Source organism: Desulforamulus aquiferis (genome assembly GCF_030577015.1).
Classification (GTDB): domain Bacteria; phylum Bacillota; class Desulfotomaculia; order Desulfotomaculales; family Desulfotomaculaceae; genus Desulfotomaculum; species Desulfotomaculum aquiferis.
On the sequence record NZ_JARPTC010000005.1, the window covers coordinates 102,365 to 115,987 of the forward strand.

At 44.3% G+C, this 13,623-nt stretch carries 13 protein-coding genes and 1 other annotated feature; of the genes, 9 read left to right on the forward strand and 4 right to left on the reverse strand.

Going from position 1 to position 13,623, the window contains the following annotated elements; translation table 11 throughout:
• Positions 1–11 precede the first annotated feature (11 nt).
• On the forward strand, positions 12–1,052 hold the full coding sequence (locus P6N53_RS04560) for an NAD(P)H-dependent glycerol-3-phosphate dehydrogenase (RefSeq protein WP_304541535.1): 1,041 nt from the start codon (positions 12–14) through the stop codon (positions 1,050–1,052).
• 45 nt (positions 1,053–1,097) lie between these two features.
• On the opposite strand, the gene P6N53_RS04565 is transcribed toward P6N53_RS04560, so the two are convergent.
• Complete coding sequence (locus P6N53_RS04565) at positions 1,098–1,277, reverse strand: hypothetical protein (protein ID WP_304541536.1); 180 nt, start codon at positions 1,275–1,277, stop codon at positions 1,098–1,100.
• Positions 1,278–1,695: 418 nt separating this feature from the next.
• On the opposite strand from P6N53_RS04565, the gene spoIVA reads away from it, so the two are divergent.
• The 8 genes from spoIVA (at position 1,696) to P6N53_RS04605 (ending at position 10,023) form a co-directional block, all read left to right on the forward strand.
• Positions 1,696–3,174 (forward strand): stage IV sporulation protein A, encoded by a 1,479-nt coding sequence (spoIVA, locus tag P6N53_RS04570; protein ID WP_304541599.1) that lies wholly within the window; start codon positions 1,696–1,698, stop codon positions 3,172–3,174.
• Positions 3,175–3,421: 247 nt separating this feature from the next.
• Positions 3,422–3,868 carry an ACT domain-containing protein gene (locus tag P6N53_RS04575; RefSeq protein WP_304541537.1) on the forward strand — a complete coding sequence of 149 codons (447 nt, stop codon included), beginning with the start codon at positions 3,422–3,424 and terminating at the stop codon, positions 3,866–3,868.
• 20 nt (positions 3,869–3,888) lie between these two features.
• Entirely contained in the window at positions 3,889–5,184 is a 1,296-nt protein-coding gene (locus P6N53_RS04580; RefSeq protein ID WP_304541538.1) for a homoserine dehydrogenase, read from the forward strand.
• 6 nt (positions 5,185–5,190) lie between these two features.
• Positions 5,191–6,093 carry a homoserine kinase gene (gene thrB / locus P6N53_RS04585; protein ID WP_304541540.1) on the forward strand — a complete coding sequence of 301 codons (903 nt, stop codon included), beginning with the start codon at positions 5,191–5,193 and terminating at the stop codon, positions 6,091–6,093.
• A 53-nt stretch (positions 6,094–6,146) separates the two neighbouring features.
• The gene (locus tag P6N53_RS04590; RefSeq protein ID WP_304541541.1) at positions 6,147–7,385 is read left to right on the forward strand and encodes an aspartate kinase; all 1,239 of its coding nucleotides are present in this window, start codon (positions 6,147–6,149) and stop codon (positions 7,383–7,385) included.
• Between the two features lie 115 nt (positions 7,386–7,500).
• The gene (locus P6N53_RS04595) at positions 7,501–8,787 is read left to right on the forward strand and encodes a stalk domain-containing protein (protein WP_304541542.1); all 1,287 of its coding nucleotides are present in this window, start codon (positions 7,501–7,503) and stop codon (positions 8,785–8,787) included.
• 217 nt (positions 8,788–9,004) lie between these two features.
• A complete protein-coding gene (locus tag P6N53_RS04600; protein ID WP_304541543.1) occupies positions 9,005–9,427 on the forward strand; it encodes a universal stress protein in 423 nt (140 codons plus the stop codon).
• A 173-nt stretch (positions 9,428–9,600) separates the two neighbouring features.
• On the forward strand, positions 9,601–10,023 hold the full coding sequence (locus tag P6N53_RS04605) for a universal stress protein (protein WP_304541544.1): 423 nt from the start codon (positions 9,601–9,603) through the stop codon (positions 10,021–10,023).
• 33 nt (positions 10,024–10,056) lie between these two features.
• Here P6N53_RS04605 and proC read toward each other — a convergent pair whose 3' ends face one another.
• Genes proC through proB form a run of 3 tightly spaced genes read right to left on the reverse strand, consistent with a single transcriptional unit; the run spans position 10,057 to position 13,264 of the window.
• Positions 10,057–10,908 carry a pyrroline-5-carboxylate reductase gene (proC, locus tag P6N53_RS04610; protein ID WP_304541545.1) on the reverse strand — a complete coding sequence of 284 codons (852 nt, stop codon included), beginning with the start codon at positions 10,906–10,908 and terminating at the stop codon, positions 10,057–10,059.
• A gap of 20 nt (positions 10,909–10,928) precedes the next feature.
• The gene (locus tag P6N53_RS04615) at positions 10,929–12,176 is read right to left on the reverse strand and encodes a glutamate-5-semialdehyde dehydrogenase (RefSeq protein ID WP_304541546.1); all 1,248 of its coding nucleotides are present in this window, start codon (positions 12,174–12,176) and stop codon (positions 10,929–10,931) included.
• Positions 12,167–13,264 carry a glutamate 5-kinase gene (proB, locus tag P6N53_RS04620; protein WP_304541548.1) on the reverse strand — a complete coding sequence of 366 codons (1,098 nt, stop codon included), beginning with the start codon at positions 13,262–13,264 and terminating at the stop codon, positions 12,167–12,169. The genes P6N53_RS04615 and proB overlap by 10 nt, the downstream gene beginning before the upstream one ends.
• 38 nt (positions 13,265–13,302) lie before the next feature.
• Positions 13,303–13,515, reverse strand: a binding site (T-box leader).
• Between the last annotated feature and the right edge of the window lie 108 nt (positions 13,516–13,623).

Genomic DNA, 13,623 nt, shown 5'->3' on the forward strand with positions numbered 1-13,623 from the left:
GGGAGTTAGACATGGCCAAAATTGCTGTCATTGGAGCAGGAAGTTGGGCCACAGCTTTGGCCCAGGTGTTGGCTCCTAAAGATAATTCTGTTTGCCTCTTAGCCCGGAGGCAGGATTTAGCTGACATAATAAACGGTGGTGAAAACAGTCGGTACCTTCCTGGGATCAGTCTTCACCCTAATATTTCCGCAGATACAGATATGGAGAAGGTTTTGAATGGGGCTGAGGCGGTGGTGTTTGGTGTACCGTCTCATTGTTTCAGGGAAATGTTAGTAAAGTCCCTTCCTTATATTAATCCTAAATCCACTGTGGTAAATGTGGCTAAGGGGTTGGAGGAAAGCACTCTGCTTAGGCTGTCCGAAGTTTTTGCAGAGGAGGCAGGGGAGGAAGCCCTTAAACGTTATGTGGTGCTCTCTGGGCCAAGCCATGCAGAGGAAGTGGGAAAAAATATTCCTACTGCCCTGGTGGCTGCCTCCAGCGAGATACCTGCGGCTGAGTATGTCCAGGATTTATTTATGACTGGGAGTTTTCGAGTTTACACAAACCAGGACCTTGTGGGAGTAGAACTGGGTGGAGCCTTGAAAAATATTATTGCCCTAGGCACAGGTATTGCCGATGGGCTTGAATTCGGTGACAACACCAAGGCTGCCATGATGACCAGAGGTCTAGCAGAGATTACCAGGCTGGGCTTAAGTATGGGTGCCAGCTTCCTAACCTTTTCCGGGTTAGCAGGTGTAGGGGATTTAATTGTTACTTGCACCAGTATGCATAGCCGCAACCGCCGATGTGGCATTGAAATAGGCAAAGGCAAAAGTCTGGAAGAGGCAGTAGAAAGTGTTAAAATGGTGGTGGAGGGAGTTAGAACCACCAGAGGTGCCTGGCATTTAGCCAAGAGGCAGGGTATAGAAATGCCTATTACAGAACAAATCTATCAAGTATTATTTGAGAGCCAAAGCCCTAGGGTGGGTGTTATGAATTTAATGGGCCGAGGTAAAAAGCTTGAATTAGAAGAGATTGCATTTAGTAAAGTTAGCTGTACAGTATTAGAATAGATAACAGGCAGGGCCGTTGGCCCTGCCTGTGTTTTTTTTGTGCTGTTACTTTTTGTTCCAATTCTTATTAGGCATAAAGGGACCAAAATTAAAGGGGAATTGGGGATATTTTTTCTCTTGCTTTTTAGGGGGCTGTTTTTCCTGTACAGGGGGCTTTGCTTTGGGCTGTTCCTGAACAGGTTTTTTTACGGGTGCACCATACCAAGGACCAAATCCGTAACCCATAATTATTCGCTCCTTTTTTATAATCATATTTGTAGTAAATATATGGTAAATTAGGGGGTTTTGTGACAATTTTTTTCAAAATAGGTATTAATGTCTATTTATTAATTATTACGATTTTAGATGGACAGGCATAAAGGGACAAAACCAAAATATCTTTAATCAATAAGTAAGTAGCTTGAACATTTAGTTAACCAAAATCTAAATTATTCCGTCATAAACCTGGCACAAGCTCATATATATATAATGTTAATGTATGCCATTGGAAAAAAATTCAGGAAGAAGGGACTACCTTACCTTCCTCCTACCATCTATCAATATTTTAGTCTTCTACGGTCCATTATCGCGGGGGAGGGATGCAGTATTTCAAGATAATTTTCCCTAATATTTATAATATCTTTGAAGGAGGGGATAAATGTTTATGGAAAAACTGGATATCTTCCGCGATATAGCGGAGCGGACCGGGGGAGATATCTACCTCGGTGTGGTCGGCGGAGTGCGGACCGGAAAATCCACATTTATTAAAAGATTTATGGAACTTATGGTAATTCCAAATATTAAGAATGTATATGATAAAGAGCGGGCCAAGGATGAGTTACCCCAGAGTGGGGCTGGCAGAACCATTATGACAACAGAGCCAAAATTTGTTCCCAATGAGGCTATTGAGATAAGTGTAAATCCCACCATTAAACTACGTGTCAGATTAGTAGATTGCGTAGGTTACAGGGTTTCCGGGGCATTGGGCTATGAAGAGGAAGAGGGACCCCGTATGGTTACCACTCCTTGGTACGAAGAGCCAATTCCCTTCCAGGAAGCAGCCGAAATAGGTACCCGTAAGGTTATTTCTGAGCATTCCACCATAGGGGTGGTAGTAACTACCGATGGAAGTGTTACTGATATTTCCAGGGATAGCTATGTTGATGCTGAGGAGAGGGTTGTAGAAGAATTAAAGGATATAAATAAGCCCTTTATCATGATCCTGAATTCCACCAGACCAAGTGATAGTGAAACCTTAGAGTTGGCTGGGGAATTGGAAGAAAAGTATGATGTTCCTGTTTTACCCGTTGATTGTGCGGAATTAAAGCAGCAGGACATACTTAAAATATTAGAGCAGGTTCTCTTTGAATTCCCTGTTAACGAGGTTAATATAAGCCTGCCTATGTGGATTGAAGAACTTGACAGCAAACATTGGCTTAGGCAGAATTTTGAAGATGCAGTTAGGGATACTGTCCGTCATGTTCGCCGCCTAAGGGATATAGAGAGTGCGGTAACCAGCCTGGATGGCTATGATTTTGTGCATCAGGTTAATCTTAAACAGCTGGATATGGGTACCGGCTCAGCCTCCATTGATATGGTTGCAAGGGCTGAACTATTCTATCGGGTACTGGCTGAAGAGACTGGCTTTGAGATTGAAGGAGATCACCACCTGTTTAGATTGATGAAGGATCTTGCTGTAGCCAAGCGGGAGTATGATAAGGTATCTACAGCACTTACGGAAGTGAGGGAGAGTGGCTACGGAGTGGTTACCCCCAGGTTGGATGAAATGAATTTGGAGGAGCCGGAGCTAATTCGCCAGGGCAACCGCTTTGGTGTTAAGCTTAAAGCCAGTGCACCCTCCCTACATGTAATCAGGGCGGATATTACAACAGAGATTACACCCATCATCGGTACCGAAAAACAGTGTGAGGAATTAGTTCAATACATGCTGGCCGGGTTTGATGAGAATCCCCAAAAGATTTGGGAGTCAGAAATATTTGGCAAGACCCTGCATGATTTGGTTAGGGAGGGAATTCAAAATAAACTTCACCGTATGCCGGAGAATGCTCAAGTTAAATTGCAGGAAACCCTCCAAAGAATTGTTAACGAAGGCAGCGGCGGTCTAATTTGTATAATTATATAAAGATTAGGAAGGTGCACTAGTGGGCAACCCAGTGCACCTTTTTTTTGCTTTTTTGAATTTCTAATGATTATGTGGCAATATTAAAGCTACAAAAACACTGAAAAAACTTCGCTATTTAACCAATAATAAAGGATTTAGCCCAATGCGGCTAAATTCGGGTATTGATGGCCAATTTTGGGAGTGCTATAATGTCTACTGTGGGAGGATAATTATCCACGGAAAATGGACTATACAAGGAGGCCCGGCGGTGACAAGAAAAGAGCCTAAGTATTATCTTGTACAAGAGGATATACTGCCAGAAGCAATAATTAAAACCGTAATGGCCAAGGAACTGCTGCTTAGGGGAGACGCTAATACGGTAAATGAGGCTGTAGAGCAGGTAGAACTGAGCCGCAGTGCCTTTTATAAGTATAAAGATAAGGTATTTCCCTTCCATCAATGGAGTCGAGGTAAAATTGTAACATTGGCCCTTCTAATGGAGCATAGACCGGGTGTTTTATCAACGGTACTAAATATTATCGCATCAGTCAAGGGGAGCATTCTGACCATCAATCAAAATTTACCCCTGCAGGGGCTAGCTAATGCCACCTTGTCTGTGGAAACTGCTGAAATGGATCAGGATTTAGAGGAACTATTAAGAATAATTCGGGCTGTCACAGGAGTTAGGGATGTCAGGTTGGTGGGTCAGAATTAGGATCTGAGAGGAGAATAATAATGGAGCGACAGGTAATAAAGGTTGGACTGCTAGGACTAGGAACTGTAGGTCGCGGAGTCTATCGCATACTTATAGATAATGCAGAAAGTATTAAACAACGTGTTGGCATTGAGTTAGAGGTAAAGAAGATATTGGTTAGATCCCTTGAAAAAAACCGGGGCTTAGATTTGCCTGAAGGAATTCTTACGTCAAACCTGGGAGAAATTGTAGATGACCCGGAGATTAATATAGTTGTCGAAGTATTAGGGGGCACCAACCCAACCCTGGACTATGTTCTTGAAGCATTAAGAAAGGGAAAAAGTGTGGTTACCGCCAATAAGGATATGGTGGCTGAGCATGGTGAACGGTTATTTGCTGCTGCCCAGCAAAATAATTGTGACTTGCTCTTTGAGGCAAGTGTTGCAGGGGGTATACCAATAATTCGCACCCTAAAGCAAAGCTTGGCAGCCAATAGAATTCAAGAAGTATTTGGTATAATTAACGGTACAACTAACTATATGCTAACTAAAATGACCCAGGAAGGCAGCGAATTTGACGATGTTCTTAAGGAAGCCCAGGCCCAGGGTTATGCTGAGTCTGACCCTACAGCTGATGTTGGTGGCTTTGATGCAGCCAGGAAAATTGCTATCCTTTCCTCCATTGCCTTTAATACCAGGGTACCCCTTAGCAGGGTTTACACTGAGGGCATCACCAAAATCTCAGCAGAAGATATTGCCTATGCTAATGAATTGGGATATGTTATTAAATTACTAGGAATTGCAAAGTCCCGTGACGAAGGAGTAGAAGTAAGGGTACATCCAACCTTTATTCCAAAGGCTCACCCATTGGCGGCAGTGGGGGATGTATTTAATGCCGTTTTTGTACGGGGTGATGCAGTGGGAGATACCATGTTTTATGGACGGGGTGCCGGTGAAATGCCTACGGCCAGTGCCGTGGTGGCCGATGTGATGGATGCAGCCAGGGATTTGGTTAGAAATGTGCCTGGAATTATTGGCTGCACCTGCTTTGAGCATAGACCGGTGCTGGAAGTAGGCCAAACCTTCAGCAAGTACTATATTAGACTGAAGGTTTCTGATAAGCCAGGGGTGCTGGCCTCCATTGCCCTGGTATTTGGCAATAAGGAAGTGAGCCTGAAGTCCGTAATACAAAAGGAAGCTACGGGCAAAACTGCTGAGCTGGTTTTAGTTACCCATAGGGTACAGGAACAAAATGTTCAAGACGCCCTGATGGATATTAAGCAGTTATCCTCGGTAATAGAAGTTGCCAATGTTATCCGCGTCGAAGGAGAAGAATAGCTGGCTATGAATAATACTGTTGTAGTGGCAATACCGGCAACAACTGCCAATATGGGACCAGGCTTTGATTGCCTGGGCATGTCCTTAAGCCTTTATAATGAAATTCATATGTCCCTTACCCCCGGTTTCATAAACATAGAAATCGAGGGTGAGGGAGCAGAAGATATTGCCAGGGATGAGAGGAATATTGTTTTTTGTGCAGCTAAGAGGGTTTTTACAGAAATTGGGGAGTCCTGTGTTGGCCTATCCATTAAACTTATTAATCAGATCCCGGCTTCAAGGGGCCTTGGCAGCAGTGCTTCGGCTATAGTTGGAGGCCTGGTGGCGGCTAATAAACTTACAGGCAGCCGGCTGTCCCAGGAAAGATTGCTGGATTTGGCCACAGAGATGGAAGGACACCCGGATAATGTAGCCCCGGCTCTGCTGGGGGGAATTATTGTATCGGTATTTCAGGAGGGTAAAGTTCACTATTTGAGGGTTAGTCCTCCGGAGGGGTTAAATGCTGTGGTGGCTATTCCTGAGTTTCATTTATCTACCCACTCGGCTAGGGAAGTACTGCCAAAGCAGGTAAGCATGAAGGATGCAGTATTTAATCTAAGCAGGTCGGCCCTTTTGGTAGCTGCCCTTTGTCAAAATAGGCTAGAGATGCTTAGGGTTGCAGGGACTGATGCTTTGCATCAACCTTATAGAACTAAGCTGATTCCAGGTATGAATGAGGTTATTGAGGGGGCTCTTCAGGCAGGGGCATTAAATGTAACCTTGAGCGGGGCTGGACCAACGGTGATAGCCTTAACTGATGGGGAGAAACCGGCGGTAAATGATGCAATGAAGGGTGCCTTTCAACGGGCTGGTGTAAGCTGCCAGGTCAAGAATCTGAAGCCAACTGTTGAAGGTGCGCGAATTATATGATTTAATAGTTATGCAGATGAGTATTACTAACCCGAGGAGAGGCAGGTAACAAGATGCTGGTTGTCAAAAAGTTTGGTGGTAGTTCGGTGGCAGAACCCGAGCGGATTAAGCGGGTAGCCCGGCGTGTTGTTGAAGAACATCAAAGGGGAAACCAGGTTGTTGTTGTGGTTTCTGCTATGGGAGATACAACCGATGATTTAATAACCTTAATGAAGAAGGTAACTAATAACCCGCCAGAAAGGGAAGTAGATATGCTTCTTTCAACTGGCGAGCAAATATCCATTGCCCTACTGTCCATGGCCATTCGTGATTTAGGTTCCGACGTGGTGTCACTAACTGGTGGACAAGTGGGAATTGAAACAGATGAAGTACACACCAAGGCAAAAATATTGAAGGTTTCTACCGAACGAATGAAGGTTGAGCTGGAACAAAATCGTGTAGTGGTAGTGGCCGGTTTTCAGGGTATTAATAATAATAAGGATATTACCACCCTGGGCAGAGGCGGTTCTGATACAACCGCAGTGGCTTTGGCGGCAGTCCTTAAAGCAGATGTGTGTGAAATCTTCACCGACGTAGATGGTGTATATACCACAGACCCAAGGGTTGTGCCCGAGGCAAGCAAGCTTACCAATATATCCTATGATGAAATGTTGGAGCTGGCCAGCTTAGGAGCTCAGGTTCTGCACCCCCGCTCGGTGGAATTGGCTAAACAGTATGGAATTCCCCTGCATGTTCGTACAAGCTTTGATCATAGAGAAGGAACTATTGTTGAGGAGGCACCGGATATGGAAAATGCACCAGTTGTCAGCGGAGTAGCCCACGATTTTAATGTAGCAAAAATTGGCCTATTTGATGTTCCTGATAAACCCGGAGTAGCCAAGACAATTTTTAAAGCCCTTTCTGCCCACAATATCAACGTGGATATGATAATCCAAAGTGCCATGCGCAACAATATGAACGATATCGGTTTTACCACTACCCATGACGACCTAAGGAAAGCTTTGTTGACTATTGAGGCTATCCAACAAGAGGTTGGCTTTAAAGGCTATACCCATGATGAAGATGTGGCAAAGGTCTCCATTGTAGGTGCCGGCATGATTTCACACCCAGGAGTAGCTGCCGACATGTTTGAGGCCCTGGCAGATGAAGAAATCAACCTGGAGATGATCACCACCTCCGAGATTAAAGTTTCCTGTGTCATTAAACGTTCTGAAACAGAAAGGGCAGTTAAAGCCCTTCACAAAAAATTCTGCCTTGATGACCTGGAAGCAGCTAGAAACTACGGACAATAGGATAAGGGTTAGGACAAAGAAATAAAGTACTGGAAGGTGCGCTAAGTTTGCTAAAGCGCACCTTTCTCGATATTGTGTTAAGAACTATGTATGATTTTATATTAGGGGGTTAACAATGAATCGTTTAATTTGTCTCCTGTCTATTTTGCTTCTTTTGGTTTTGCCTATCCTGCCAGCTCAAGCTCAAACAAGTGACGAAATAAAGGTGTTTATCAATGAACAGCCGGTCAATCTTGATGAAAGCCCCTTTGTGCAGGATAATCGCACCTTAGTACCCTTTAGACCATTGGCTGAAGCGATGCAAGTAAACGTAGCTTACCAAAGTTCCACTCAAAGGATATTAGCCCAGGGTTCCAATAATACTGTAACTCTTACTGTTGGGGATCAGGGGGCCAATGTAAATGGAGAAAAAATATTGCTGGATGTGGCACCCCAAATCATTAACGGAAGGACATTTATTCCCCTCAGATTTTTTAGTGAAGTATTTGGCTGCCAGGTCCAATGGATTTCGGAAACCAGGCTGATTAAAATTACATTACCTCCCCAGGAAATGGAGGTAATTGGTTTTTACGCCCTGGGAGATATGCAGACCAGTAGTTGGACAAACCTTTTTACCACGAGCTATCCCGAGACAAGCAAGGGCAATACTGAAAATATCACCGGTCTGGCCTTTGGGTGGTACAGCCTGGATCAGGAGGGCAATTTATTAACCGATAGTAAGACAGGCTGGCAGAGGCCTGATGATTATGAAGCAGTATTAGAGGCAGCAAAGGGATATCAAATGACCACTGAAATGGTAGTACATATGATAGACGGGGATAGTTCTTTGACTAATTTACTAAATAGTCAACTGGCTATGGAAAGGGCGATAGCTAATATTGCCAAAGAGGCTAGTCTGTACCGGGGAGTTAACCTGGATTTTGAAGGTCTTGGCTGGCAAGACAAGGGCGAGCAATTAGTAAAGACCAGGGATAGCTTTACCTATTTTGTAGAGATGCTATCTAAACAGCTAAAAAAAGAGGGACTTGAGCTCACCTTATCCCTCCACGCCCCTAACAGTGCTTACCAGGGCTATGATTATAAAAGCCTTGGAAGTTTTGCCGACAGAATTATTATTATGGCCTATGATTATGGTGTCAAACCCGAACCAGATGCCATGGTGTCCCAAGCAGTTCAAGGGGCAATGATAAATGTTCCGGCCAATAAACTGTTACTGGGGATTTCATTGCCAAGTGAGAACCCTGCTAGTTTGAAATCAAAGATTAACATTGCCAGGATGTATAACTTAAAAGGCATTGCCCTTTGGCGGCTAGGACTTTTATCAAATGACATGTGGAGCTCCTTGGAGGCATCTGCTCAAGCTAAAAAACTATTTAATAATGAAAATTCGGCTAGGGATTAAATAGTTCACTCTAATCCCTTGACAACAATAATTACATTTGATATTTTTCTTCCAAGCTACAATAGAAAAATTGCTGAATCGAACAACGATAGGCCACAACTCTCGCCTTGGGGCGAGGGTAGTTGGTCTGTTTTATTTTTGTGGAATAAATAATTTAAGGAGGTGTCAGCATAGGCTAGGAGAGTCCGTTGAAAGAGTATAATAAGGAGGCCAAGACATGAAAATATTAGTGCCCTTTGATGGTTCTGAAGCTGCGCAAAATGCCATTCAATATGCATTGAAATTAGCCAAATCACATAAAAACTCAGAAGTGACAATTCTTTCGGTAGCCTGTTACAAAGCTCCCTACGCCAGGGATTTTTCCTATACCCCAATAGAGCTGAAGAATGCCTGTCAGGTTTTTTTTCAAGATATATTAGCAAAAACTGCGGAAGTATTTAAGGATGCCGGTATTGTAACCTATACAATCACGGAAACCGGTGATGCGGCAGAAATAATTATAGATAAAGCCAGAACCAATAATTATGATAAAATTGTCATGGGCCGGAGGGGTCTTGGCTCCCTGGCAGGTCTAATGCTGGGAAGTGTCAGCACTAAAGTACTGGCCCACGTAGATATTCCAGTAACCATAGTAAAGTAGCCATAAATGAGATAAAAAAACCGTCCCCTGACTCAATGCCGTGAGTTAGGGGGACGGTTTTTCTTAAGAAAAGATTACTTAATTACTAAATGTTTAGTGGGAGCATGGCAACTTTTATGTAGATGGCATATAATTATGCTATTAAATCTACACCGAGGGAGTGAATTTAAAGTATGAAAATTTTGATACCTTATGACGGTTCCCAATCTTCCCAGAATGCTGTTCACTATGCTTTGAAATTTGCCAAGGGACATAGTAGTGTAGAAATTACCCTTTTGACTGTTGCATGTAATGATGCTCCCTTTGCCAGGGACTTTGTGGCTAATCCTTTAGAAGTTTTGCAGGCGTGCCAGGAGTTTTTTAAAGGTAGTTTGGACAAGGCAAAAGCAAGCTTTGAAGCTGAAGGTGTAAAAGTTAATTCAGTTATGTCATCGGGGGATGTGGCAGAGGTTATCATTGATACTGTAAAGACCGAATCCTATGATAAGGTAATTATGGGAAGGAGGGGTCTGTCCGCCTTAACCGGACTGGTGTTGGGCAGTGTGAGCTCCAAGGTGCTGGCCAACGTAGACATCCCCGTGACACTAATAAAATAATAAATAATCCCCGCCACCGGCGGGGATTTCTATTTAACGGTTAGGGGAGGCCATATCTACCTTATACATGGAGCGTCCCAACTCTTGGGAGCGGCGTGTGGCCCGCAATATGGCCTTGCGAATAGTATTTTTAAAGTTGCCTTGATCTAACTCACTTATACCGGCCATGGTGGTGCCGTTAGGGGAGGTAACCTGGCGACGTAGGACCTCTGGCTGTTCACCAGTTTCAATTAACATCTTAGCCGCTCCTAGGAGAGTTCTTAAAACTAAGGGCCTGGCCATTTCCCGGGGAATTCCTGCTGATTCGCCGGCCTTTTCCATGGCCTCTACCAGGTAATAAATATAAGCAGGTCCACTACCCGATAAACCAGTTACTGCATCAAGGAGGACCTCGTCAAATACAACAACCTCACCAACCATACGGAATATGGCACTGGCTAATTGCATTTGCTCCGGGGTGGTAAAATGGCCGGCACTAAGCCCTGTGGCTGATTCAAGCACTGCACAGGATGTGTTGGGCATGGCACGGATAACTCCCAGCTTGGTTCCTAAGCCATCCTCTATGAGGGTGGTGGAAATGCCCGCAAGTACGGAGATTATCAGCTGATTCTCACTCACACTGCCTTTAAGCTCCTCTAAAGCCGAAAAAACATCCTGTGGCTTCATGGCTAATATTATGACATCAGCCTTGGAAGCAGCATCTGATTTATTCTCAACGGGGACGATACCGTAATAATTTCTTAAAAAATTTAATCGCTCAGCATTTTTTCTGTTTGATACCCAGATTTCCCCAGGGCGAACTATACCCGTAGAAAGGAGTCCTTTAACCATGGACTCACAAATATTACCTGCACCGATGAAAAAGAAATTTTTTCCTGCTAGCATTCTATTACCTCCCAGAATTTCTATGAGCGGGTTTGGCCGCTTCCTCTAACCACATATTTATAACTGGTAAGTTCCACTAGGCCCATGGGACCACGGGCATGGAGTTTTTGTGTACTGATACCTATTTCAGCTCCAAAACCATATTGAAAGCCGTCTGTAAATCTGGTGGAGGCATTATGATATACTGCCGCAGCATCAATATTTTTCAGAAACTCTTCTGCCACGGCATCGTTTGCTGTGACAATGCTTTCTGAATGACCGGATCCATAGGTTTGGATATGGGAAATGGCCGCATGGGTATTGTCTACAATCTTTACAGACAATATCGGGGCAAGGAACTCGGTGGACCAATCTTCTTCATTGGCAGGGGCGATATCCGGTACAAGGGAAAGGGTTTGGCTGCAGCCTCGGATTTCTACCCCGCGGGCTTGCAGTTCCCGGATTGCTTCAGGCAGCCAGGAAGCTGCCAGCTCTTGATGAACCAACAGAGTCTCCGCAGCATTGCAAACACCGTAACGTTGGCATTTTGCATTAATTATTATTTCCCCGGCCATTGCAGGATCTGCGTCTTTATCTATATAAACATGGCAGTTGCCAACACCTGTTTCAATTACCGGCACTGTGGCCTTTTGCACCACTGTGCGAATCAAATTGGCACCACCCCGTGGAATAACCAAATCAAGCAGCCCATTTAGCCTGAGCATCTCCTCAACGGCATCCCTATCCCCAGTATCAATAAATTGTACAGCATTCACGGGAATAGTACTATTCTCTAAACCCTTTTTAATGGCCTTAACCAATGCCCTGTTGCTATTCAGGGCACTGGAACTGCCCCTCAAGACTACCGCACTGCCTGCCTTTAAACAAAGGGCACAGGTGTCAACAGTAACGTTAGGCCTAGCTTCATAGACCATCCCAACAACACCCATGGGCACCCGTACTTTATTAATTATTAAGCCGTTTGGCCTATCCCATGAAGCAATAACCTCTCCCACAGGGTCTTCAAGTTCGGTTACCTGTTTAACTCCTTCAACCATATCCATAATTCGATCCTTGTTTAGGGCTAAACGGTCCAGCAGAGCTGGACTAAGGCCAGAATCTGCACCGTTTTTTAGGTCGATTTCATTGGACTTAATAATTTCTGTTGTATTTGCCAGAATCATATCGGCTACTGAGAGGAGGGCTTGGTTTTTATCCTTTGCTGTCAGTAGGGCCAGTTCCCTTGAAGCCACTTTAGCCTTAGCAGCCAGTTCCTTAACTATTGACATGTGGAAAAACTCCTTTCACATACTAACCAATCACGGTTTATTACTTCTAGTCCCCGCTTAGGTTTCTTTATGACTAAACGTAAGTCCTCGGCTGATAGGTTGGTAATACCTCGAGCCATCTCCAACCCGTTTAAGTCCTCCACTGCTACAATACTTCCTGCAGAAAAATTACCAGTCACAGCAACCACACCTACCGCTAGGAGGCTTTTGTTGCCAGCCATCAGAGCTCGCGCGGCCCCTTCGTCAACCTTAAGGGTGCCCCGGGGAATGGTGCCAAAGGCAATCCATTGCTTCCTGCTTTTTAGGGAATTGTTGGCTGGTTCAAAGGAAGTTCCTAACTTTTCACCTGAGGCAATGGCCTTCAGGGATTCGGGGTTATTTCCGCTGGTAATTACTGTTTTTATACCACTCCGTGCGGCTATGCGGGCCGCAGCAAGCTTTGTACGCATGCCGCCTGTGCCAACCGGGCTGCCCCTTTCTCCAGCCACCCGAATAATTGAATCATCCACCTGCTGTACCACTGGAATAAGTTTAGCCTCAGGATCCTTTCTAGGATCGCCGCTATATAGCCCGTCAATATCAGTGAGGATAACCAGTAGTTCAGCCTCTACTAATCCGGCCACAAGGGCACTTAAAGTATCGTTATCCCCGAAGCGTATTTCCGCAAAGGCTACAGTATCATTCTCGTTGACAATTGGTAATACGTTTCGGGTCAGGAGGGCATTTAATGTGTTTCTGGCATTTATATATCTCCGCCGGTCCGCCAAATCCTCCTTTGTAAGTAAAATTTGGCCCACTTTAATCTGGATTAACTGAAACAACTCACTATATTTTTCCATTAAAAGACCCTGGCCGACTGCAGCTGCAGCCTGCCTTTCCGGCATTGTTAGATTAGCCCGACACCAGCCAAGGTGACCTAGACCGGCGGCAACCGCCCCCGATGAAACTAAAATTGGTTGCCAGCCTGTCTCAAAAAGTTCTGCAATGGAGCTTACCAGTGCCTTAAGCTTTATTTCATCTAGTAATCCATGTTTATCGGTTAAACTGCTGCTGCCAATTTTGATAACAATTCTTTTATGCTGCTCCAATTTAAAGACCTCCTAGATAAATGAAAAATCCTCTCGCCCAAAAGGACGAAAGGATAAACTCTCGTGGTACCACCTTAATTAATGCAATGAATTGCATTCACTCAAAACCCTTTAACGGGGGTACCGGTTCGGTTAATTCCCGAACAGCTCCGGAGTGGGATTCAAAACCTTAGTCTGAGGGATCTTTCAGCCGACGAATCCCACTCTCTAACAGACAAAAAGCTTTTACTTTTCTCCTTCAATGCTGACTTTTAAATTATATCATTGCTCAATTATAAACATGAAAAAAGTATATTGTCAAGCAATGGACGAACTAAAAAATTAGCAAAATGTTTAAAATTTCAACAGTCAGTTAGGTT